Here is a 22,041-nt window from a genome sequence, read left to right as displayed (position 1 = left end):
TGGTCCTTTCCCTGCGGTCACCGGAGGGAGAAGGGAAAATCGAAAGCTCAGAACATGTGCGACGTCGCGCCTTCGTCCACGGCTGCCGCCTTGCGCGAGGCGATGAAATCGCCGGTGATCATCTGCGCGTAGCTGGCGCCGGGGCCGACCATCGGGTACACGCCGGCGTCCGGGTCGATCACCACTTCGAGGAAGGCCGGGCCGGCGAAGGCGAGGAAATCGGCGACGGTCGCCTCCAGCGCGGCCGGCTGGTCGAGTCGTCGCGCCCAGGCGAATCCGTCGGCCTGCGCGGCGAGCACGAAATCCTTCTTGTGCAGGCTCTTGTCGGAGCCGGCAAAGCGACCCTTGAAATACAGCCGCTGCCACTGCCGCACCATGCCGTCGCCGCTGTTGTTGAGCACCACGACCTTCAGCGGCAGGCCGTAGGTGGTGACGGTTTCCAGCTCGCCGATGTTCATGCGGATGCTGGCGTCGCCGTCGATGTCGATCACGAGCTTGCCCGGGTGCGCGAACTGCGCGCCGATCGCCGCGGGCAGGCCGAAGCCCATCGTGCCCATCGAGCCGGAGGTGAGCCAATGCCGTGGCGCGCGGAAATCGAAGTACTGCGCCGCCCACATCTGGTGCTGGCCGACGCCGGTGCTGATGATCGCGCGGCCCTGCGTGTGGCGGTTGAGCGCCTCGATCACCGCGTATGGCTGGATCAGCGCGCTGGCGCGGTCGTAGTCCATGGCGTGCGTGCGCTTGAGCCCGGCCACGTGCGCATGCCACGCGGCGAGCTGCGGCGCGATGGCGTGCGCGCGGCCGTACGCGGTGAGCCGTTCCAGCGCGCGCGTGAGCGGGCCGACGTGGTGCCAGTCCACGCGCTTGACCTTGCCGATCTCGGCCGGGTCGATGTCGATCTGCGCGATGAACTTCGCGCCCGGCGCGAACCTGTCCGGCACGCCGGCCACGCGATCGTCGAAGCGCGCGCCCAACGCCAGCACGAAGTCGCAGTCTTCCACCGCGTAGTTCGCATAGGCGGTGCCGTGCATGCCGAGCATGTGCAGCGCGCGCGGGTCGGCGGTGTCGAACGCGCCCAGGCCCATCAAGGTGGTGGTGACCGGCAGCCCGAAGGCGTCGACGAAGTCGCGCAGCGCCGTGCTGGCCTCCGCCGCGATCACGCCGCCGCCGGCGTAGATCAGCGGTCGCCGCGCCTGCGCCAGCGCGGCAAAGAACGCCGCGCAGTCCGTGTCGGAGAGGCTGGCCTGCTCCACCGTGCGCAGCCGCGAGCGATAGCCGCCGAGCAGCAGTTCGCCGCTGCCGTGCCAGTCGATCGCGGCGTTCTGCACGTCCTTGGGCACGTCCACCACCACCGGGCCGGGGCGGCCGCTGCGCGCCAAGGTGAACGCGGTGCGCACGGTCGCCTCCAGCTGCGCCGCATCGGTGACCAGGAACACGTGCTTGGCGCAGGCGCCCATGATGTTGCTGACCGGCGCCTCCTGGAACGCGTCGCTGCCGATCGAGGCGGTGCCGACCTGGCCGCAGATCACCACCAGCGGAATCGAGTCGGCCATCGAGTCGCGCACCGGCGTGACCATGTTGGTCGCACCCGGGCCGGAGGTGACGATGGCCACGCCGACCTTGCCCGAGGCGCGCGCGTAGCCGGCCGCCATGAACCCGGCGCCCTGCTCGTTGGCCGGCACCACCAGCGGCATCGACTCGCCGCCGTCTTCGCGGGGGTGCAAGGCGTTGTGGCGGAACACCGCGTCGTACACCGGCAGGATCGCGCCGCCGGAGTAGCCGAAGATCACCTCCACGCCCTCGTCGGCGAGCACCTGCACGATCGCCTCGGCGCCGCTGGCCGGCACCGCGACGGGCGAGGGATGGGTGACGGCGACGGCCGCGCTGGCGGGTGGGGAAGAGGTGGTCACGATGACTCCTGGCGGTGCCGGTCGGGCCGGCGGGTCGAAGAGGTGCGGCTCAGTTGCGGATCAGTTCTTCCGCGGCGCCCTGGTGCACGGGCACGCCGTAGGTCGAGATGATCCGCAGCTCCTGCGCCACGGCGGAGAAGTTCTCCCACGCGATGCCGTTGACGTCGGCCTCGCAGGTGAAGCCGCGCGCGTCGTCGTCCTCGAAACCCACGTGGCGCAACTGTCCGGCGTGCGCGGGTTCGCGGCTGATCGAGAAGTTGAGCTGGTCGGTACGCCACAGGGCGTAGCTGCCGGGCACCAGCGCGTGCGGCGGCTGGCCCAGGCGGGCGCTGTAATCGGCGACGGAGGCGTCCAGGTCGGCAACGGCCAGGGCGATGTGGAAGCGTTTCATGGCAGACCTCGTGATGTCGGGACAAGTCATTCGGGTCGCCGGCGAAGTACCGGCCGACCCGCGGGGATTCAACCGGCTTTCTTCAGCGGCTCGACGACGGTCTTCGGCGCGCTTGGCTGCAGCCACGGCATCTGTGCCCGCAGCTTCGCGCCGACCTGCTCGATCGGATGCGCGAGGTCGGCCTGCTTGAGCCGCTTGTAGTTCGGCAGGCCGGCGGCGTATTCGGCCGTCCAGTTGCGCGCGAAGGTGCCGTCCTGGATGTCGGTGAGCACTTCCTTCATGCGCGCCTTCACGCCGGCGTCGACCACCCGCGGGCCGCTGACGTAGTCGCCGTACTGCGCGGTCTCGGAGACGAACTGCAGCATCTTGGCCAGGCCGCCCTCGTAGAACAGGTCGACGATCAGCTTCAGCTCGTGCATCACCTCGTAATAGGCGATCTCCGGCTGGTAGCCGGCCTCGACCAGGGTCTCGAAACCCTTGGTCACCAGCTCGCTGGCGCCGCCGCAGAGCACCGCCTGCTCGCCGAACAGGTCGGTCTCGGTCTCTTCCTTGAAGTCGGTCTTGATGAGCATCGCGCGGCCGCCGCCGATGCCGTCGGCGTAGCCTTTCGTCTTCGCCTCGGCCTGGCCGCTGACGTCCTGGTGCACCGCCCAGATGCACGGCACGCCGCGGCCGCGCTCGTACTCGCTGCGCACCAGCGCGCCGGGGCCCTTCGGCGCCACCAGGATCACGTCGATGTCGGCACGCGGTTCGATCTGCCTGAAGTGCACGTTGAAGCCGTGCGCGAACAAGAGCGCGGCGCCGGGCTTGAGGTTCGGCTCGATCGCTTCCTTGTACAGCGCGGGCTGCACCATGTCGGGCGTGAGCACGGCGACCAGGTCGGCGCCTTTCACCGCCTCGGCCGGCTCGGCGACCTTGAAGCCGTCGGCCTTGGCCTTGTGCCAGGTCGGGCCGTTCGGGCGCAGGCCGACCACCACGTCGAGGCCGGAGTCGCGCAGGTTCAGCGCGTGCGCGCGGCCCTGGCTGCCGTAGCCGAGCACGGCGATGCGGGATTTGGCGAGGGTGTTGTTGCTGCTCATGCGGTGACTCCCTGGTTGGATGCGATGGTGGTGTGCGGTGCGGGTGAGGCGGGTTGCGTGGTGGCGCCATCGGAGGCAGAGCCCACCAGCAGGGCGAACTTGGCGAGCACGCCGCGGCTGACTTTCGGTGCCGGTGGCTGCCACCGCGCGCGGCGCGCGGCGAGGTCGGCGTCGGTGGAAATTTCGCGGGCGAGCGCGTCGATGCGGATGCAGTCGCCGTCGGCCAGCAGCGCGATCGGCCCGCCGCGGGCGGCTTCCGGCGCCATGTGGCCGACCATGAAGCCGTGGGTGGCGCCGGAGAAGCGGCCGTCGGTGATCAGCGCCACGTCGTCGCCGAGACCGCGGCCGATCAGCGCGGCGGTGACGCCGAGCATCTCGCGCATGCCGGGGCCGCCGGCCGGGCCTTCGTTGCGGATCACCACCACGTCGCCCTTCGCGATGCGGCCTTCCTGCACGGCGGCGAAGGCAGCCTCCTCGCTCTCGAACACGCGTGCGCTGCCCTCGAAGCGGGTGCCGCCGTGGCCGGGGCCGTGCTTGCCGGGGATCTTCAGGATGCAGCCATCCGGCGCGAGATTGCCGTAGAGAATGGAATAGCCGCCGTGCGGTTTCAGCGGCGCACTCACGGGCGCGATCACCGGTTGGTCGGCGAAGCGTGGCGCGGCGGCGGCCTCCGCGAACAGGCTGCGGCCGGTGACGGTGGGCGCGTCGATCAGCATGCCGGCTTCGATCAGCTCCTGCGCCACGCGCGCGGCGCCGCCGGCGTCGAACATCTCCACCGCGGTGTAGCGGCCGGAGGGCAGCAGGTCGGCGATCACCGGGGTGGCCTCGGTGGCCGGCTGGAAATCCTCCAGCGACCAGTCCACGCCGGCCTCGCGGGCGATCGCGAGCAGGTGCAGCACCGCGTTGGTGGAGCCGGCGGTGGCCGCGACCATGCGCGCGGCGTTGTGCATCGCGGTGCGGCTGATCAGGGCACGCGGCGTGCGGTCCTCGCGCAGGCAGTCCATCACCAGCTCGCCGCAGCGGCGCGCGGCGGCGAGCTTGTCCGGGTGGGTGGCGGGGATGTCGTTCAGTCCCATCGGCGACAGCCCCAGCGTGGTCAGCACCATCGCCATGGTGTTGGCGGTGAACTGGCCGCCGCAGGCGCCGGCGCCGCCGCAGGCGTCGCATTCCACCGCGTGCAGTTCCGCGTCGTCGATCTTGCCTGCGCCGTGCGCGCCCACCGCCTCGAACACCTGCTGGATGGTGATCGGCCGGTTCTTGTGCAGGCCATGCGCGATGGTGCCGCCATAGAGCGCGACGGCCGGGATGTCCAGCCGCGCCATTGCCATCGCGGCAGCGGGGATGGTCTTGTCGCAGCCGCACAGCACCACCATGGCGTCGCACAGGTGGCCTTCCACCGCCGCCTCGATCGAGTCGGTGATGACCTCGCGGCTGACCAGCGAATAGCGCATGCCCGGCGTGCCCATGGCGATGCCGTCGGTGACCGCGATGGTGTTGAACTCCACCGGCGTGCCGCCGGCAGCGCGCACGCCTTCCATCGCTGCCTGCGCGAGATCGCGCAGGTTGAGGTTGCACGGCGAGACGTCCGACCAGGTGTGCACCACCGCCACCAGCGGCTTCTTCAGCGCGGCGTCGTCCTGGCCGGTGGCGCGCAACATGGCACGGGCGGGCGCGCGGTCCGGGCCGCTCTTGATCAGGTCACTGCGCATGAAGAAAGCTCCGAAGGACTAACTCCCTTGACGGGGAGACAAATCGGCAGGAAGGCCGATTTGCACGGCGCCAGCCGCCCGCAGGGTGAGGGCCAGGGATGGCCCGAATGAAGGGGCCCCGAAGGGGCGGATGAGGGGTGGGTGCTCGCCATGAAGTCGATCGGCAGCGAATGGAAAAAGCGCCCCCTGCGCGCGAGGGAGGTCGACGGAATGGCGAGGGAGTCGGCGCCATCGCGGCGTGCAGGAGCCATCCATGTCGCATGCGCGCAGGGGGCGGCAGAAAATGCGGGCACGTCCGTGTGCCCGCCGGGGAAAGCTAACCGGATCAGCCGCATGCGCGTGCTCCGGCAAAGAACACGGCGGCGCTGCCGGCGTGCTCGTCGATCGCGGCGATCACTGCATCGCGCACCTCGTCGGTGCCGGCGCTGCCGCCGATGTCGCGACTGTGCGGGCCGTGGCGCAGCACCTGCTCGACCGCCGATTCGATCGCCGCCGCTTCGGCTTCCAGGCCCAGCGAATGGCGCAGCAGCAGCGCGGCGGAAAGGATGGCGCCGACCGGGTTGGCCACGCCCTGGCCGGCGATGTCCGGCGCCGAGCCGTGGATCGGTTCGTACAGTCCACGGCGACCGTCGCCCAGCGACGCCGACGGCAGCAGGCCGAGCGAGCCGGCCAGCGCGGCGGCCTCGTCGGTGAGGATGTCGCCGAACAGGTTCTCGGTGACCACCACGTCGTAGCGGTTCGGCTGGGTCAGCAGCAGCATCGCCATCGAGTCGACCAGCTGGTGCTCGAGCTTGACGTCGGGGTAGTCGGCGGCGATGCGCTGCACCGTGCTGCGCCACAGCCGCGAGGTTTCCAGCACGTTCGCCTTGTCGACCGAGGTGACATGGCGGCGGCGGTCGCGCGCCAGATCGAACGCACGGCGCACCACGCGCTCGATCTCGGCCACGGTGTACCTGCACTCGTCGGTGGCGGCGTCGGCGCTGCGCGTCTTCGCGCCGAAATAGGCGCCGCCGGTGAGCTCGCGCACGAACAGCACGTCGACGTTTTCCAGCTTGTCGTTCTTCAGCGGCGACAGGTTGGCCAGCGCCGGATGCACCTGCAGCGGGCGCAGGTTCGCGTACACGCCGAGCGCAGCGCGCAGCGCCAGCAGGCCCTGTTCGGGGCGCACGGATGCGTTCGGATCGGACCACTTCGGGCCGCCAACGGCGCCCAGCAGCACCGCATCGGCGGACCGGCACGCGGCCAGCGAAGCGGCCGGCAGCGGTTCGCCGGTGGCGTCGATCGCGATGCCGCCGATCAGCTGTTCCTCGAACGCGAACACGTGCTCATGGCGCGCGGCCACGGTCTTCAATACGGCCACCGCGGCGGCGGTGACCTCGGGGCCGACGCCATCGCCGGGCAGGGTGACGATGCGTGCCTTCATGCCGCTTGCTCCTGTTGTTCGTACCGATGGATGGCCTCACCCTGCTGCAGCAGGTAGCCGAGCTGGTCGACGCCGTTGAGCAGGCAGTGCCGCGCGAACGGCTCCAGCGCGAACGGGATGTGGCCGCCGTCGGGCAGTTCGATGAACTGGCCGCGCACGTCGATCGCCAGCTCGATGCCGGGGTGCTTGAGCAGCCAGTGGTGTTCCCGCGCCGCGAGCTGGATCGCCAGCAAGCCGTTCTTCAGCGCGTTGCCGCGGAAGATGTCCGCGATCTCGCTGCACAGCACCGCCTGGATGCCGTAATCCAGCAGCGCCCACGGCGCGTGCTCGCGTGAGGAGCCGCAGCCGAAGTTGCGCCCGGCGACGAGGATCGAGCAGCCGCGCGCTTCCGGCCGGTTCAGCGGGAACGCCGGGTTGTCGCTGCCGTCGGCCTGGTAGCGCCAGTCGTGAAAGCACAGCTGGCCCAGCCCCTCGCGCGTGGTGGTGGTGAGGAAGCGCGCCGGGATGATGCGGTCGGTGTCGATGTTCTCGTCGGCCAGCACGGCGGTGCGGGAGTGGAGGCGGGTGATCGGTTTCATGCGGCTTGCTCCTGCGTCGTGTACTCGCGCGGATCGGCGATGCGCCCGGCGATCGCCGATGCGGCGGCGGTGGCCGGGCTGGCCAGCACGGTGCGTGCGCCCTTGCCCTGGCGGCCTTCGAAGTTGCGGTTGGAGGTGCTCACCACCAGCTGGCCCGGCTGCGCCAGGTCGCCGTTCATCGCGATGCACATCGAGCAGCCGGGCACGCGCCACTCGGCGCCGGCGGCGGTGAACACGTGGTGCAGGCCTTCGCGCTCGGCGTCGCGGCGCACCGCCTCGGAACCGGGCACCACCAGCATGCGTACACCTTGCGCGATGCGTCGGCCATGCAGCACGCGCGCCGCTTCGCGCAGGTCGGACAGGCGCGAGTTGGTGCAGCTGCCGACGAACACGACGTCGACCGGCGTGCCCTGCATCGGCTGGCCGGGCGTGCTCTGCATGTAGTCGAGCGCGCGGCGTTCCTGCGCATTGGTCGCCGCCGGTACCGGCGCGTCCATCGCGATCGCCATGCCCGGATGGGTGCCGTAGGTGACGGTGGGTCTCACCGCGCCGGCGTCGATGCGCACCTCGCGGTCGTAGCGCGCGCCGTCGTCGCTGCGCAATGCGCGCCACCTCGCCACCGCCGCGTCCCACGCCGCGCCCTGCGGCACGCGCGGGCGATCCTTCAGCCAGGCGAACGTGGTCTCGTCCGGCGCGATCAGCCCGGCGCGCGCGCCGGCCTCGATCGACATGTTGCAGACGGTCATGCGCTCGTCCATCGACAGCGCCTCGATCGCCGCGCCGCGATACTCCAGCACGTAACCGGTGCCGCCATCGACACCGATCGTGCCAATGATGTGCAGGATCAGGTCCTTCGCGCCCACGCCCGGTGGCAATTGGCCGTCCACGTGGATAGCCATGGTCTTCGGCCTGCGTTGCAGCAGGCACTGCGTGGCCATCACGTGGCCGACCTCGGTGGTGCCGATGCCGAACGCCAGCGCGCCGAACGCGCCGTGGGTCGAGGTGTGGCTGTCGCCGCAGACGATGGTCATGCCCGGCTGGGTCGCGCCCAGCTCGGGGCCGATCACGTGCACGATGCCGCGGTCGGCACTGTCCCAGCCGTGCAGTTCGACGCCGAACTCGCGGCAGTTCGCTTCCAGCTGCGCGACCTGCGCCTGCGCCTCGGCGTTCGCATACGGGCGGCTGCCGTCGGCATTCGTCGGCAGGGTCGGCGTGGAATGATCCAGCGTGGCCAGCATGCGGTCGGGCCGGCGCAGTTTCAGCCCACGCTCGCGCAGTTCGCTGAACGCCTGCGGCGAGGTGACCTCGTGCACCAGGTGCAGGTCGACGTAGATCACCGCCGGCGTGTCGGCGGTTTCGGCGACGACGACGTGGGCGTCCCAGACTTTCTCGAAGAGGGTCCGCGGGTTCATGCCGCGACCTCCGTCACTTCGTGCGCTCGTCCCTGAGCGCGATCACCAGCTGGTGCTGAGCCACAATCAGGGACGACTGCATTGACCACACTCAACCAGCCGTAGCGATCCTCGGTGCGGCCGTCGAACAGGCCGAAGAACGCCTGCTGCAAAGCCTTCGTGATCGGCCCCGGTGCGCCCTTGCCGATCGCCTTGCGGTCGACCGAACGCACCGGGGTGATTTCGGCGGCGGTACCGGTCATGAACACTTCGTCGGCGGAATACAACGCCTCGCGCGGCAGCTCGCGCTCCTCCACCGCGATGCCGAGGTCCGCGGCCAGGGTGAGTACCGCGTCGCGCGTGATGCCGGCCAGGATGCCGGCGCTGGACGGCGGGGTGAGCAGCTTGCCGCGCTTCACCAGGAACAGATTCTCGCCGGCACCTTCGCTGAGCAGGCCGTTGTGGCCCAGCGCGATGCCCTCGTCGTAGCCGTTGCGGCGTGCCTCCAGTCCGATCAGCTGGCTGGACAGGTAGTTGCCGCCGGCCTTGGCCCAGCTGGGGATGGTGTTCGGCGCGGGACGGTTCCACGACGACACGCACACGTCGGCACCGCGCTCGGCCGCCTCGCCCAGGTACGCGCCCCAGTTCAGCGCGATGATCGCCACCTCCACCGGCGCGCCATCCCTTGCCAGCACGCCCAACCCGCCGGCGCCGCGGAACACGATCGGCCGCACGTAGGCCGACGGCATCGCGTTGGCGCGGATCAGTTCCAGGCACGCGGCGTTGATCTCGTCTTCGCTGTAGCCCACCTCGATCTCGTAGACGCGCGCCGACTCGAACAGCCGGCGGGTGTGTTCGGCCAGGCGAAAATAGGCTGGCCCGTTCGGTGTGGCATAGACGCGCTCGCCCTCGAACACCGACGAGCCGTAGTGCAGTGCGTGCGTGCTGACGTGGACGTTGGCATCGGCCCACGGCTTGATCCGGCCGTTGTGCCAGACGAAGGGCGTACTCATGCGGTGGCTCCCAGGGCTTTGGTGTTGCGTGGGGTTGGGGATGCGGTCGCTGGCGTGACCGGCGCGTGTCGTTCGATGCGATTGACGATGGCCAGCGCGGCCTGCGCGGTGGCTTCGACGATGTCGGTGCTGACGCCGTCGCCGTTCCAGTCGCGGCCGGCATGGCGGGCGACCAGCCGAGCCTGGCCCTGGGCATCGCCGCCCTCGCTGACCGCGCGCACCTGGAAATCCGTCAGCCGCAGGTCGCTGTCGGTGGCGCGTTCGATGGCGCGCAGCACCGCGTCGACCGGGCCGTCGCCGATCGCCGCTTCGGCGGCTTCACGGCCATCGTCGTGGCGCAGTTTCACCGCCGCCGAGGCGCCGCCACCCAGGTGCGTGCTGGTGTCCAGACGCAGCAGCCGCCACGGACCCAGCGCGTCGGGGTCCTGGCCCAGCGCCAGCGCTTCCAGATCCTCGTCGTGCACCTCGCGCTTCTTGTCGGCCAGCGTCTTGAAGCGCGCGAAGATCGCGTCCAAAGCTGCTTCTTCCGGCGCGTGGCCCAGCGCCTGCAACCGCTGGCGCAGCGCGGCACGACCGGAGTGCTTGCCCAGCACCAGCTTGGTCTCGGCCAGGCCCACGTCCTGCGGGCGCATGATTTCGTAGGTGCCGCGATGCTTGAGCATGCCGTGCTGGTGGATGCCCGACTCGTGCGCGAAGGCGTTCGCGCCGACGATTGCCTTGTTGCGCTGCACCTGCTGGCCGGTGAGTTGCGACAGCAGGCGCGAGGCGGGATGCAGCTTGCGCGTATCGATGCGGGTATCCGCGCCGAAGTACGCGCCGCGCACCTTCAACGCCATCACGATCTCCTCCAGCGCGGCGTTGCCGGCGCGCTCGCCGATACCGTTGACGGTGCATTCCACCTGGCGCGCGCCGGCCTCCACCGCGGCCAGGCTGTTGGCCACCGCCATGCCGAGGTCGTTGTGGCAATGGCTGGAGAACACCACGCGTTCGGCGCCGGCGACGTGGGCACGCAGCCAGGCGAAACGTTCGGCGATCTCGGCCGGCGTCATGTAGCCGACCGTGTCCGGTGCATTGAGCGTGCTGGCGCCGGCTGCAACGGCGGCGGCGAATATCTCGGCGAGGAACTCCGGCTCGGTGCGCATCGCGTCCTCGGCGGAGAACTCCACTTCGTGGCAGCGTTCACGCGCCTGTTCCACCGCGGCAACCGCGGCATCCAGCACCTGCGCCTTGCTCATGCCCAGCTTGTGCTCGCGATGCAGCGCGCTGGTGGAGATGAAAACGTGGATGCGCGAACGCTGTGCCCGCTCCAGCGCGCGGGCGGCGCTGTCGACGTCGCCGGACTGGCAGCGCGCCAGCGCGCACACGGTGGTGGATTTCAGCGACTCGGCGATCTGCGCCACCGCGGCGAAATCATCCGGCGAGGCCTGCGGAAAACCCGCCTCGAGCACATCCACGCCGAGCGATTCGAGCATCTGCGCCATGCGCAGCTTGGCGCGCCGGTCCATCGAGAAACCGGGCGTCTGCTCGCCGTCGCGCAAGGTGGTGTCGAAGATGCGCACGCGGTCGGCGGCTACGTCGTCGTCGCCGGCGGGGGCGTTGTGCTGGTCGGGGTTTTTCATCATGGCTTCGCTGTGTGGGCGTCGCCGAAGGCACAAAAAAACCCCGCATCCGTTACCGGGTGCGGGGTTCTTTGGGTGTTTTCAGGTTTTTCTAGCTACCTGGACACATGCCCTCAGCCCGCACCTCCGTTGGTAATAAGGAGTACGAGTACGAGGGTAATAATGAGCGTGCCGCGAGCCTGCAGCAGGCCGTCAACCGTCGCGAGACGGTTCATTTCGGCGGTGCGGCAGTGGCTGCTGCGTTGCGACATGAAGCCGACCGTAAGCGATGCCGGCGAGCCTGTCAACAAAAATCTTCATGACGAAATCTTCCAAGCCGCCGCGGCGCAATTTGGACGGCTAGGCTTCCAAATAGATTCAGATGAAACCATTGGCTCTCGCCGGGATCGGCTACCGACAGCACGATGTCGCGCTGCGCCTAGGGGTCCAGACGCATCCACTTGTTGCCCGCGCGCGCGCACAATCCGCCGTCGGCGCAACGCGCCAGCTTGCCGTTGGCGATGGCGGTGTTGATCTGGCCGATCCATTCGGCGCGCACGCTTTCCCGATGCGCCCGCACGCCGACGCAGACCGCCACGCCGATCACCGCCAGCGAAGCCACGGCGCTGGCTACGAAGGTCTTCCACGCATGCGCTGACAACGCCTTGCCGAGGCGGCAAGTGCGCTCTTCCAGCTCGTGGAGGGCACGCTGGAGTTGCTGGGTGCCGTCCTGCATGGTGTATCGGGCTCCCTCCAGTGGCTGGTGCAATCCGCCAGCCACCGCGCTGGCCGCGGCTTGCCGGATGTGGTCGATGGCGCTGGCGGCCAGCCGTTCGGAAGTGCCGGCCAGGCCGTGGGCAGCGCGATCGAGGCGTTGCGCGGCGTCGTGAGCCTCCTTGCTGGCCGCGCTGCTCCAGCACGCCGGTGAATGCTGCCAGTTGCAGCGCCAGCGCGCGCAAGTCCTCCGTCTGCGCATGGTTCGACTTGTCGATGTCTTGGCTCATGGGTTCCTTCCTCATCGTTGCATCGCCACCGCTTGCCGCACCTGCGCCTCCCGTTCCGCCTGCTGCGCAAGTTGCTGGTTGAGTTGTTGCCCCGCCGCCAGCCACGCCTGCCCTTGTTCCGACTGCAGGTATTGCTGGCCGATCGAACGCATGGCGTCGATGTCCATCGTGCGCGCGGCCGCGACCAGCGCATCGAACATGGCGCGATCGGAACTTGCCGGCGTGATCGGCGGCGCCGTGCGTGTGGATGCGGATGTCAGGTCGGGAGACGTTGGCACGGATTCGGGCGGAGCTGGATGATGATCGGGTCCGATGGCGCCGCGCTCGATCGGCGCATGCAGCTGCGTCGCCCGCCACTCTTCGTACTTCTGCGCGATCAACTGTCTGCCGTAGTCCGCATGCGCGCGAACGGCCGACTGTTGCAGCTGGCTGAGTCGCGACAGCTCCTCGCCGCTCGCCCCGTGCGTCTCGTGGATCACCACCCTGCCGATCAGCCGCGTTTCCTCCCTGCTGAAATGCCCGTGGCCGTCGGCGTTCCAGGCGTGCCCGGTCTGCGGGTCGGTGATGTGCTGCTCGCTGGCCAGCCCGAGAGCCTGGGTAACAACCTCGGGCAGAGGACCGGTCTCGCTCCAGCCCTTGCCGTAGTAATCCATCACGTAGGCGTTAGCCACGGCCTCGGCGTAGTGCGTGTTGTTGAATTCCCGGTTGGCGGCGAGCTGGTCCAGCGCCTTGGCGGTCTGCGCATCGGCAGGCCGGTCCACCGTCGTGAAAGCAGGAATGCCGAAGCTGTTGTTGGGCAGGCCGGGGAGTTCCACCGTCTGCGCCCAACCGGTGCGCGTGGCGTGCCAGCGGATGCCATCCAGCTCGATCAGCCGCGTGTCCTGCGTGGCCGGATTGGCCAGCGCCAGCGAGGTGATCGCGGTCATGCGCTGGTAGTCCAGTTGCGCCACCTGCTCGGCCGGTGCCGTCGTCACCGCCGCCTGCATCGATGGGGCGCCGTAAGGGTTCGGCACCGCAGAGCCATCGGGATCGAGCTGATAGTGCGTGTGCTTCCAGACACCGCCTTCGTACAGGTAGGTGACGCCGTCGGCGCCGGTCTGATGATTGACCTTGTGCTCGGTGATCGTCACGGCAAGCCGGTCGCCTTCAAATGCCCCCACCACGCTGCCGACCACGCCAGTGACGAGCGCGCCGGGGCCAGTTTCCGCGCCCGCCACAAATCCATAGGCGGCACCCGCTCCGATCCCTCCGATCGCGCCACCCGCCGTGCGCCCTTCATAGCGGCGAAGCAACGCGTCGGCGCCGAACGGGTTGCTCTGTGCGCTTAGCGTCTGGTATTGCTTGGCGGTGGTGTAAGCGTCGCCCACAGCCGCTGCAACGCCGAGGGCGCCGGCGCCCCGAACCAGGGTGGATGCGAGCGCGCCGCGCTCAGCCCCGATGGCAATGTCAGGAATATTCGTGACGCTCTTGACGTACACCGGGTCGTAAAAAAGTTTGCGGTTCGGGACCAATACCTGCTCCGCGCCACCACTCTTGGTGACCAGGCCGCCCAACTCGGAGGTGGGCGCTACCGTATTGATGAAAACCTGTGTCGGGAACCTTGCGGTGATCCGGTAGGCGTCGAACCGCGGCGCTTCGCTGTCGATTGGCAGCGCGAAATACTCGGAGAGATTTCTGCCTTCTGCGATCGCTGCGTTGACTTGGGATTCACGGGCCCAGTAGGGCGAATGACTCGTAGGACTTTTGCCCTCGGCGACAAGCTTGATGAGGGACTCGCCGGGGCTGATGGTTACCATGCGCGGGAGTTCCAGGCCCGACATGAGTTGGCCGATCGCGCGGTTATCAATCATGTGAGACGAAAGGTCTGGCGGGCACATCTCGGCAACTCGCCACCAATACAGGGCGCCTTCATCGGTATTCAGGTAAGCCTTCGCCGCCTGCACGCTCACTCCATGAGTTTCGAAAGTATCGCCTTTTGCGACGGATTCGGCATGCTGCTGTTTGATGGCCTCCGGCGTGAGATCGCTTTTGCTCATGGCTGGGAGCCGGACATCATGGCCTTGCGCATGGCATCCAGCCGAGCGATACGCTGTCTATCTTCCTCAGTCAGGCCACCTTCCATCTCGGTAATGAAATTGGAGTACGCCTCGTCAACACTTGGATTGTCATAGGGAATGTAGCGTCCATCTGAGAAGTTCCAGGCTCCCGGGATTTTCATCCTGTCTACCGGGGTTAGCAGCTTGCCAGTCTTGGCATCCTCAAGCAGTGGCGCCAACGAGTGGAGCAGGCCCTGCGCGTCCTCACCATTCGGATACTGCTTCAGCACCCACTCCAAGTGCTCTGCGGCGGCCTTGAGCTTTACCGGATCAATGTTCTGGGTCATTGCGTGGCTTCCTGCGTGATGGATTGTGGTTTGAGGTTTCCGAGGGGCATTCACCAGCCCGGTCGTCATCGTTCATGGCTGAGTGCCCTCGACCTTGGCTCTGCGCGTGGCATCCATGTGAACATTTAGCTGTTCTTCCTGCTCGCTCAGTCCGCCCTCCATTTCGACAACGAAAGCGACATAAGCGGAGTCGACGCCTGGATCCTTGTAGGGAACGTAACGCCCGTCCGAGAAGTTCCAGGCGCCGGGGATCTTCACGCTGTCCACGGGCTCACCGACTCTGCCGGCCTTGGCTTCCTCAAGCAGCGGCCCCAACGAGTGCAGCAGGCCCCGCACGTCCTCGCTGTCCGGATACTGCTTCAGCACCCACTCCAGGTGCTCTGCGGCGGCCTTGAGTTTTACGGGGTCAATGCGTTGAGTCATTGCGTGGTTTCCTCCGTGATGGAGACTGCAACTCGTGGTTCGGGAGCTTGTTGGTCATGGGCTGCTTCGGCGACGGGTTCATGCGCGCCGATGATCGACCGGGGTGATGAGGTGGGGCCGATCTGCAGCGGCTTTCTCTCTGTCGGTCAGAGCGGCGGGGTGCCGGCGGCAGACCGTGCAGAAATCCTTCCTGGATACCCATGGTTCCTCCTTGATTGACGGGTGGCCCCCTCTTCCGGGCCGGAGCGCACTTGCACCTGCGCGCCTTGGCAGACGGCCGACGGCCATCGGGCGACTTGCCGAGATTCGCAGCGCGAATGCCGCCTTGCAATAGGACTTTTGCGCTTGATCACTACCGTCTATAGCCTGCGTCGTGTCAGCGGCTGCTGGGAGCAGTGGCGCGGGCCCGATCTGGCTCCTAGCGAAGCCACGAGACCAGCGCGTGCGTGGTGGCCGGCAAAGGCGTCGCATGCGCGGTGCGTTCCAGCAACGCGGCGAGGGGCGGCGGTACCGCCACCGGATGACCAATCAGCGGCTCCACCACGCCTTCGAACTTGGCCGGATGCGCGGTGGCGACGACGGCCCACGCAGACGCATCCCCTGCCTCGCGCAGCCGATCCAGTTCGTGCATCGCCGTGGCGGTGTGCGGGCAGAACACCTCGCCGTGGTCGCGCGCGTGCGTGGCGATGGTGTGGCCAATGGTGACGTCGTCGACGCTGCGGGCTTGCAGCAGACGGCGGAGTTCCGTTTCGTCGGGGAAGGTCCAGCGCAGGCGTTCGAAGTTGCTGGGCGCGCCGACGTCCATCGCGTTGGCTAGGGTGGCGACGGCTTCGCGCGGTCGATAGTCGGCGCCGGCGAAGTAGTCGGGCAGGGTGGCGTTGGCGTTGCAGGCCAGGCGCACTTCGCCGATCGGCAGGCCCATTTCGCGCGCCCACAGGCAGGCCATGGCGTTGCCGAGATTGCCGGTGGGGACGATGAAGTTGAGCGGCGTGCGGTGTTCGCGCCACCAGCGCAGCGCGGCGTGGGCGTAGTAGCTCATCTGTGGCAGCAGGCGGCCGAGGCTGATGCTGTTGGCGGAGGACAGTGGTACGTCGGCCTGCAGTGCCGCGTCGTTGAGTGCGGCCTTGACCATGCGCTGGCAATCGTCGAAGCGGCCGGCCACGCGCAGCGCGGTCACGTTGTCGCCGAAGCAGCCGAGCTGGTGCGCCTGGCGCGGCGAAACCCGGCCGTCGGGGTAGAGGATCACCACGCGGACGTTCGGCTGGCGGTGGAACGCCGCGGCTACGGCGGCGCCGGTGTCGCCGGAGGTGGCGACGAGGATCGTCAGCGGTCGCGCATCGGCGCGCGGCAGCCGGCGCAGGCAGGCGGCGAGGAAGCGTGCGCCGAAATCCTTGAAGGCGGAGGTGGGGCCGTGGAACAGCTCCAGCATCAGCGTGTGCGGATGGGCGGGCAGCGGACGAAGTGGTGCGTCGAAGGTGAAGGCTTCGGCGCAGATCGCGGGCAGTGCGTCGGCCAGCGCGTCGCCGGCGAAGAACGGCTCCAGCAAGGTGGTGGCGGTGTCGGCCAGCGTGCCGCGCGGATCGAAGGCGGCGGGATCGAGCCGCGGCAGCTGTTCGGGCACGTACAGGCCACCGTCGGGGGCGAGGCCGGCGGCGATCGCCTCGCCGATCGGTACGGCCGGCGCCGCTCCGCGTGTGCTCGCGCAGGAGCCCGCTTGCGGGCGATGCTCTTGAAGCCGGGATTCGGGATCCGTCGGAGCATCGTCCGCGAGCGGGCTCCTGCAAGTGGGGCGCCGGGTCATGGCAGGGTCTCTTCGAGAGAATCGATCAACGTGGCGGCCGGCCCCTCGATCGGCGACACCCACGCATCGCTGTCCAGCCCGGCGTCGGCGAAGGCGGCCTGCATCGCCACGCTGGCCGCCTCGGCATCGGCGCGGTTGTCGTACCAGCCGAACACGCTGGGGCCGGCGCCGGAGATGCTGGCGCCGAGGGCGTGGTGGTCGAGCGCGGCCTGCTTCACCTGCGCGAAGTGCGGTATCAGCGGGGCGCGGCGCGGTTCCACCAGCACGTCTTTCAGGCCTTCGCGCACCAGCGTCGCGTCGCCGCGTTGGCAGCCGGTCAGCACCAGGGCGAGGTTCGAACTCTGCGCCACGAACTCGCCCAGCTCGTAGTGGCCGGCCAGCGCGGCGCGCGCGCGGCGCGTCTCCAGCACCACGTGCGGATGCACCAGCGCACAGTGCCATGCCGCCGGCACGGCGATGCGCACCAGGCGCTCGTGGGTGGCCAAGACCAGGCCGCCGAGCAGCATCGAGCCGAGGTTGTCGCCGTGGCGGCTGCCGCTGGCCACCGCTTCGCCGTCGAGTGCGAACGGGTACAGCGCCTCGCGCGACAGCGGCTGTTCCAGCAAGGCGTTGGCGGCGACCAGCGCGGCCACGCACGAGGCCGCCGAACCGCCCATGCCCGAGCCCAGCGCAATGCCCTTGTGCAGCACCAGCTCGAAACCGAACGGCAGCTTCAGTGCGCGATGCAGCGACAGCAGCGCGGTGCCGGCCGTGTTGTGCCGCGGGTCGAGCGGCAGGCCTTCCACGCAGCCACGGATGGCGGCGATGCGCACCACCGGTTCCGCGATGCGGCGCACCTCGGCGCGGTCGCCGGTGCCGGCCACGCTGTGGCCGAGCAGGTCGAAGCCGACGCCGACGTTGCCGACGCTGGCCGGGGCGAAGGCGTGGGCGAGGTGCGGCGGTCGTGCGTGTGCAGCCATGAGCGGTTCCTGTAGCGGCGTGTTCATGCATGCACCGCCAGCGATTCGGCGATGCGCAGCAGGTCGGCGAACACGCCGGCCGCGGTGACCTCCGGCCCGGCGCCCGGACCCTGCACCAGCAGCGGATTATCGCAGTAGCGGCGCGTGCTGAACTGCACCACGTTGTCGGTCAGCCGCGTGTGCGCGAACGCGTGGCTGGCCGGCAGCACCTGCAGTCGCACGCTGGCGTGGCCATGGCGGTCGAGGTGGGCAACATGGCGCAGCACGCCGCCAGCCTCGCGCGAGCGGGCCAGCGCGGCGGCCATCGGCGCATCGAGCTCGCCCAGTCGCGCGAAGAACTCCTCGCGGTCCAGTGCGGCGAGCGATGCCGGCACCAGGCTTTCCAGGTCGACGTCTTCCAGCGACAGCGGCCAGCCAGCCTCGCGCGCCAGGATCACCAGCTTGCGCGCCACGTCCAGGCCGGAAAGATCGTCGCGCGGATCGGGCTCGGTATAACCCAGCGCATGCGCCTCGCGCACCAGTGCGGAGAACGGTTGCCGGCCGTCGTGGCGGTTGCACAGCCAGGCCAGCGTGCCGGAGAACATGCCTTCCACCGCGAGCAGTTCGTCGCCGGTGTCGAGCAGGTCGCGCAGGGTCTGCACCACCGGCAGGCCGGCGCAGACGGTGGCCTCGCAGCGAAAGCGCGCGCCGCCGGCGCAGGCGGTGTGGATCGCCTGCCAGCGCGGCAGCGGGCCGCTGCCGGCGAGCTTGTTCGGCGTCACCACGTGGATGCCCGCGGCCAGCCACTGCGGATAGTGCGAGGCCACTTCGTCGCTGGCGCTGCAGTCGATCAGCAGCGCATGGCGGCCATCGGTGCCGCGCACGTGCGCGGCGAACGCGTCCAGATCATTCGGGCGCCAGGTCTGCGCGCCGCCGTGGCGGTCGTTGAGTTCGGCATCGTCGCAATCCAGCCACATGCGCTTGCGGGCGACCACGCCGCAAAGCCTGAGGTCCAGGCCGAGCGTGCGCGCCAGCCGCGGCTGCGCCGCACGCAGCTGGGCGAGCAGGGCGCTGCCGACGCGGCCGGGGCCGATCACGCCGACCGCCAGCGTGCGCAGCCGCGTGCTGCCGGTGGCATGCGGGGACAGCGGCGGCAGCGGAACATGCTTGGCTTGCTCGGGTGCACAGGTGATCACGGCGGCCTCTCCGGTGGAGGCCCGTGCTCGCTGGCGTGTCGGTATGGACCGGCCCGCCTCGTCGAGGGCGGGCCGTTGCGTGGAAGAACTCAGCTGCGCACGACGCTCCGCCCGGGACTGGTGGTACCGGTGGTAATCGTGCGGGTAGTCGTGGCGATGGCGCCCACGCACATCGTCGCGGCGCCGGTGCGAACCGGGGCAGCGAACAGGCGGGCGGGGGTGCTGAGCGGCGACATGGCTCGACCTTACGGGCAATGTTGCGCTGCGGTCAACAGATTCATTTGCAACTTTCGGTGCACCCGGATGGTTGCATCGGCGCCAAGTGGCAGTGCGGCAGGTTGTCGCGAGCAACCGATGAAACGGCGTGCGGGATTACCATAGGCGGATGATCCGTCTCCCTTCCCGACGCTCGTCGCTTCGCGCGGCGCTGGTGCTGTTTGCGTTTTGCAGCGGCACGGCGGTGTCGGTCCTCGCCACGGCGGGCGCCGCGGCCACCCCCGATACCCTCGGGCAGCGGGTGGCCGCGTGCACCAGTTGCCACGGCGCACAGGGCGAAGGTTCCCCCGACGGCGTACTGGCGCCGCGCCTGGCCGGCAAGCCGGCGGGTTACCTGCTGCAGCAACTGGAGTACTTCCAGTCCGGCCAGCGCCGGCATGCGCCGATGGAATACGTGGTGCGCCAGCTGAGCCAGCCCTACCTGCGCCAGATCGCGGAATACTTCGCCGCGCAGGATCTGCCGTACCATCGCTGGCCGCAGCCCGCCGTGTCGACCGAGGTCCTGCGCCGCGGCGAGGAGGTGGTGCTGCACGGCGATCCCGCCCGCGCCGTGCCTTCGTGCGTAAGCTGCCACGGCGACAAGCTCACCGGCTTCGAGCCGATGATGCCGGGCCTGGTCGGTCTGTCCTCCGGCTACATCAGCAACCAGCTGGTGTCGTGGCGCACGCATACCCGCGCGGCGGAAGGGCCGTATTGCATGGGCGTGGTGGCCAACCGCATGCGCGAGTCGGATATCGCCGCGGTGTCCGCGTGGCTGGCCAGCCACGCGCCGGCGGCGGACATGCACCCGCAGCCCGCCGCGGCGCAGACGACGCCGCTGCCGGGCTGGTGCGTGATGGGCCACAGCGAGGTGAATCCATGAAGTGGTTGCGACGCGGCGTCGGCTTGCTGGTGGTCCTGCTGCTGATCGGCGCGGCAGCGTGGTGGTATCTGGCGCGCGACCAGCGCGCACCGTCCACGCCGGTCCAGCGCGAGGCCGATGCGGCCGCGCTGGTCGATCCGGCGCGGATCGAGCGCGGCAAGTACCTGGCCACCGTCGGCGACTGCGCCGCCTGCCACACCGCGCGCGGCGGCCAGCCGTATGCGGGCGGCCGCTCGCTGGCCACGCCGTTCGGCGACGTGCCGGCGCCGAACATCACGCCGGACGCGGACACCGGCATCGGCCAATGGAGCTTCGACGATTTCTGGGCCGCGCTGCACCTGGGCAAGGGCCGCCACGGCCAGCTGCTGTACCCGGTGTTCTCCTACACCTCGTTCACCAGGGTCACGCGCGACGATGCGCTGTCGATCTTCGCCTACCTGAAATCGCTGCCGCCGGTGAACCAGCCGGCGCAGCCGACCGGCCTGGAGTTTCCCTACAACGTGCGCAGCAGCCTGGTGGCGTGGCGCGCGCTGTACTTCAAGCCCGGCGTGTACCAACCCGATCCCGCGCAGTCGCCGCAGTGGAATCGCGGCGCCTACCTGGTGCAGGGGCTGGGCCATTGCAACGAATGCCACGCGCCGCGCGATTCGCTCGGCGGCATCGAGCAGAACCAGCACCTCACCGGCGGGCAGATCCCGCAGCTGGACTGGTATGCGCCCGATCTCAGCACGCGCAGCGGCGGCGGCCTGGAAGGCTGGAGCGCGCAGGACGTCATCGACCTGCTGAAGACCGGCCAGTCGTCCAAAGGCAGCGCGTTCGGACCGATGGCCGACGTGGTGCGGCTGAGCACCCAGCACATGACCGACGCCGACCTGCAGGCGGTGGCGACCTACCTGCAAGCGTTGCCGCCGCGCGCGCCGGCCGCACCGGTCGCGTTCCCCCAGGCGGCCAGCCACGAGCAGGGCGGCAAGCTCTACGCGAAGCACTGCGCCGATTGCCACGGCGACAACGGCCAGGGCGTGGCCGGCATCTATCCGCCGCTGGACGGCAACACCTCGGTCACCGGACCGACCAGCATCAATGCGATCCGCAGCGTGCTGCTGGGTGGCTTCGCGCCGGCCACCGCGGCCAATCCGCGGCCGTACTCGATGCCGCCGTTCGCGCAGCAACTGAGCGACGAGGACGTGGCCGCCGTGGTCAGCTACGTCCGCCAGTCGTGGTCGAACAAGGCCAGCGCGGTGGCGCCCGTCGAGGTGAGCCGCTCGCGGCATACGCCGGTGGATTGAGCCGGGCGCCGGGTAGCGCATGACCCGCCAGAGGAGTGAAAGCGGGTCGGCGCTGCCCCATTCGTCAAGGCGGGGACGCGCGTGGAAGCCGATACAGGGCGGGCTGCGGCGTGCCCGCCGGGATGGCACGTGACTTGCTCACGCCGAACAGGGCGGTGCCGGCAACCGGCATCGCGGGCGGGAGGGGCAGCACGTGCGCGAGAGGAACGCTGCGAACAGGGAACGCGAGACGGCGCAACAACCGGTGCCGCGAACCGAGCCCGTCGCGTGGTGGCAGCGTAGGGCCAGGCCAACTGCCCCGCCCCGCGCCGAGGGACGGCTGGCACGCACGGGGCCGACCGCACCTGCTCGCCCGAACTCCTGGTGCATCGACTCGCGCTCGTCGCTGGCGCAGCTGCGCCACACGTTGTGGCTGCCATTCGCGATCTCGCCTGCCACCCGCATCATCCTTTCCCCACCGATGTTCCGCAGCGCCACGGCGGCTCTGCAGACGCGCGTGAACCGCCTGCACCGGGCGTGCGGATGCGCGGTTGCGGCGTTGGCAGTGTCGGGCTGTTTCGTGGTGCAGCTGGCGTGGTGGATTGCCGGCGGCTTGGGCGTGAGCGCGGGGGCGCTGCTGCGGGGCATCGGCGTACTGGTGGCGGCGGCCGTTCTCGGCAAGCTGGCCGGCATTGTCGGCAACCGCTTGCGTCTGTCCCTGCTGCTGCGTCGCCTGGATCGCTGCCTGGCGCGACGGCCGCGTCGCGCGGTGCGGTTTCCCTTGCCAACGGAGTCGTGACC

At 69.4% G+C, this 22,041-nt stretch carries 18 protein-coding genes and 1 pseudogene; 3 read left to right on the top strand and 16 right to left on the bottom strand.

Going from position 1 to position 22,041, the window contains the following annotated elements; translation table 11 throughout:
• Nucleotides 1-47 precede the first annotated feature (47 nt).
• The 16 genes and pseudogenes from ilvB to ACVCMB_RS11250 all read right to left on the bottom strand — a co-directional run bounded on the left by ilvB (nt 48) and on the right by ACVCMB_RS11250 (nt 18,837).
• Nucleotides 48-1,910: a biosynthetic-type acetolactate synthase large subunit gene (gene ilvB, locus ACVCMB_RS11325; RefSeq protein ID WP_447106973.1), complete on the bottom strand. Its 1,863-nt coding sequence runs from the start codon at nt 1,908-1,910 to the stop codon at nt 48-50.
• A gap of 49 nt (nt 1,911-1,959) precedes the next feature.
• On the bottom strand, nt 1,960-2,301 hold the full coding sequence (locus ACVCMB_RS11320; protein ID WP_395120596.1) for a hypothetical protein: 342 nt from the start codon (nt 2,299-2,301) through the stop codon (nt 1,960-1,962).
• A gap of 68 nt (nt 2,302-2,369) precedes the next feature.
• Nucleotides 2,370-3,380, bottom strand: a complete 1,011-nt coding sequence (gene ilvC, locus ACVCMB_RS11315) for a ketol-acid reductoisomerase (protein ID WP_447106972.1) — start codon at nt 3,378-3,380, stop codon at nt 2,370-2,372.
• The gene (gene ilvD / locus ACVCMB_RS11310) at nt 3,377-5,089 is read right to left on the bottom strand and encodes a dihydroxy-acid dehydratase (protein WP_447106971.1); all 1,713 of its coding nucleotides are present in this window, start codon (nt 5,087-5,089) and stop codon (nt 3,377-3,379) included. Before ilvD ends, ilvC begins: the two co-directional genes overlap by 4 nt.
• A 325-nt stretch (nt 5,090-5,414) precedes the next feature.
• Entirely contained in the window at nt 5,415-6,512 is a 1,098-nt protein-coding gene (gene leuB / locus ACVCMB_RS11305; protein ID WP_447106970.1) for a 3-isopropylmalate dehydrogenase, read from the bottom strand.
• Nucleotides 6,509-7,090: a 3-isopropylmalate dehydratase small subunit gene (gene leuD / locus ACVCMB_RS11300; RefSeq protein ID WP_447106969.1), complete on the bottom strand. Its 582-nt coding sequence runs from the start codon at nt 7,088-7,090 to the stop codon at nt 6,509-6,511. The genes leuB and leuD overlap by 4 nt, the downstream gene beginning before the upstream one ends.
• Nucleotides 7,087-8,502, bottom strand: a complete 1,416-nt coding sequence (gene leuC / locus ACVCMB_RS11295; RefSeq protein WP_447106968.1) for a 3-isopropylmalate dehydratase large subunit — start codon at nt 8,500-8,502, stop codon at nt 7,087-7,089. The genes leuD and leuC overlap by 4 nt, the downstream gene beginning before the upstream one ends.
• On the bottom strand, nt 8,499-9,494 hold the full coding sequence (locus ACVCMB_RS11290; protein ID WP_395120584.1) for a branched-chain amino acid transaminase: 996 nt from the start codon (nt 9,492-9,494) through the stop codon (nt 8,499-8,501). Before ACVCMB_RS11290 ends, leuC begins: the two co-directional genes overlap by 4 nt.
• A complete protein-coding gene (locus ACVCMB_RS11285) occupies nt 9,491-11,113 on the bottom strand; it encodes a 2-isopropylmalate synthase (RefSeq protein WP_447106967.1) in 1,623 nt (540 codons plus the stop codon). Before ACVCMB_RS11285 ends, ACVCMB_RS11290 begins: the two co-directional genes overlap by 4 nt.
• Nucleotides 11,114-11,531: 418 nt before the next feature.
• Nucleotides 11,532-12,068, bottom strand: a complete 537-nt coding sequence (locus ACVCMB_RS11280; RefSeq protein ID WP_447106966.1) for a hypothetical protein — start codon at nt 12,066-12,068, stop codon at nt 11,532-11,534.
• A 39-nt stretch (nt 12,069-12,107) separates the two neighbouring features.
• Nucleotides 12,108-14,132: a hypothetical protein gene (locus tag ACVCMB_RS11275; protein ID WP_447106965.1), complete on the bottom strand. Its 2,025-nt coding sequence runs from the start codon at nt 14,130-14,132 to the stop codon at nt 12,108-12,110.
• The gene (locus ACVCMB_RS11270) at nt 14,129-14,479 is read right to left on the bottom strand and encodes a hypothetical protein (protein ID WP_447106964.1); all 351 of its coding nucleotides are present in this window, start codon (nt 14,477-14,479) and stop codon (nt 14,129-14,131) included. The genes ACVCMB_RS11275 and ACVCMB_RS11270 overlap by 4 nt, the downstream gene beginning before the upstream one ends.
• 72 nt (nt 14,480-14,551) lie before the next feature.
• Nucleotides 14,552-14,902 carry a hypothetical protein gene (locus ACVCMB_RS11265; RefSeq protein WP_447106963.1) on the bottom strand — a complete coding sequence of 117 codons (351 nt, stop codon included), beginning with the start codon at nt 14,900-14,902 and terminating at the stop codon, nt 14,552-14,554.
• A gap of 418 nt (nt 14,903-15,320) precedes the next feature.
• Nucleotides 15,321-16,601, bottom strand: a pseudogene (gene thrC / locus ACVCMB_RS11260) (threonine synthase); the annotation flags it as partial.
• A 98-nt stretch (nt 16,602-16,699) separates the two neighbouring features.
• Nucleotides 16,700-17,689, bottom strand: a complete 990-nt coding sequence (locus ACVCMB_RS11255; protein WP_447106962.1) for a homoserine kinase — start codon at nt 17,687-17,689, stop codon at nt 16,700-16,702.
• Entirely contained in the window at nt 17,686-18,837 is a 1,152-nt protein-coding gene (locus ACVCMB_RS11250; RefSeq protein ID WP_395120572.1) for a homoserine dehydrogenase, read from the bottom strand. The genes ACVCMB_RS11255 and ACVCMB_RS11250 overlap by 4 nt, the downstream gene beginning before the upstream one ends.
• Nucleotides 18,838-19,222: 385 nt before the next feature.
• Here ACVCMB_RS11250 and ACVCMB_RS11245 point away from each other — a divergent pair, with 385 nt between their 5' ends.
• The 3 genes from ACVCMB_RS11245 to ACVCMB_RS11235 all read left to right on the top strand — a co-directional run bounded on the left by ACVCMB_RS11245 (nt 19,223) and on the right by ACVCMB_RS11235 (nt 22,039).
• Nucleotides 19,223-19,975, top strand: a complete 753-nt coding sequence (locus ACVCMB_RS11245) for a c-type cytochrome (RefSeq protein ID WP_447106961.1) — start codon at nt 19,223-19,225, stop codon at nt 19,973-19,975.
• Complete coding sequence (locus tag ACVCMB_RS11240) at nt 19,972-21,261, top strand: cytochrome c (protein ID WP_395120568.1); 1,290 nt, start codon at nt 19,972-19,974, stop codon at nt 21,259-21,261. Before ACVCMB_RS11245 ends, ACVCMB_RS11240 begins: the two co-directional genes overlap by 4 nt.
• Before the next feature lie 496 nt (nt 21,262-21,757).
• The gene (locus ACVCMB_RS11235; RefSeq protein WP_447101412.1) at nt 21,758-22,039 is read left to right on the top strand and encodes a hypothetical protein; all 282 of its coding nucleotides are present in this window, start codon (nt 21,758-21,760) and stop codon (nt 22,037-22,039) included.
• Nucleotides 22,040-22,041: the final 2 nt, after the last annotated feature.

Source organism: Rhodanobacter sp. UC4443_H10 (assembly GCF_052978325.1).
This window is presented reverse-complemented; position numbering and strand designations above follow the sequence as displayed.

Coding starts and splice junctions, on each gene's coding strand:
- ACVCMB_RS11280 (WP_447106966.1), bottom strand. CDS start 12,068: ATGCGCAGACGGAGGACTTGCGCGCGCTGGCGCTGCAACTGGCAGCAT.
- ACVCMB_RS11290 (WP_395120584.1), bottom strand. CDS start 9,494: ATGAGTACGCCCTTCGTCTGGCACAACGGCCGGATCAAGCCGTGGGCC.
- leuD (WP_447106969.1), bottom strand. CDS start 7,090: ATGAAACCGATCACCCGCCTCCACTCCCGCACCGCCGTGCTGGCCGAC.
- ACVCMB_RS11285 (WP_447106967.1), bottom strand. CDS start 11,113: ATGAAAAACCCCGACCAGCACAACGCCCCCGCCGGCGACGACGACGTA.
- leuB (WP_447106970.1), bottom strand. CDS start 6,512: ATGAAGGCACGCATCGTCACCCTGCCCGGCGATGGCGTCGGCCCCGAG.
- ACVCMB_RS11270 (WP_447106964.1), bottom strand. CDS start 14,479: ATGACCCAGAACATTGATCCGGTAAAGCTCAAGGCCGCCGCAGAGCAC.
- ilvD (WP_447106971.1), bottom strand. CDS start 5,089: ATGCGCAGTGACCTGATCAAGAGCGGCCCGGACCGCGCGCCCGCCCGT.
- ACVCMB_RS11245 (WP_447106961.1), top strand. CDS start 19,223: ATGATCCGTCTCCCTTCCCGACGCTCGTCGCTTCGCGCGGCGCTGGTG.
- ACVCMB_RS11320 (WP_395120596.1), bottom strand. CDS start 2,301: ATGAAACGCTTCCACATCGCCCTGGCCGTTGCCGACCTGGACGCCTCC.
- ACVCMB_RS11265 (WP_447106963.1), bottom strand. CDS start 14,902: ATGACTCAACGCATTGACCCCGTAAAACTCAAGGCCGCCGCAGAGCAC.
- ACVCMB_RS11255 (WP_447106962.1), bottom strand. CDS start 17,689: ATGAACACGCCGCTACAGGAACCGCTCATGGCTGCACACGCACGACCG.
- ilvC (WP_447106972.1), bottom strand. CDS start 3,380: ATGAGCAGCAACAACACCCTCGCCAAATCCCGCATCGCCGTGCTCGGC.
- leuC (WP_447106968.1), bottom strand. CDS start 8,502: ATGAACCCGCGGACCCTCTTCGAGAAAGTCTGGGACGCCCACGTCGTC.
- ACVCMB_RS11240 (WP_395120568.1), top strand. CDS start 19,972: ATGAAGTGGTTGCGACGCGGCGTCGGCTTGCTGGTGGTCCTGCTGCTG.
- ACVCMB_RS11275 (WP_447106965.1), bottom strand. CDS start 14,132: ATGAGCAAAAGCGATCTCACGCCGGAGGCCATCAAACAGCAGCATGCC.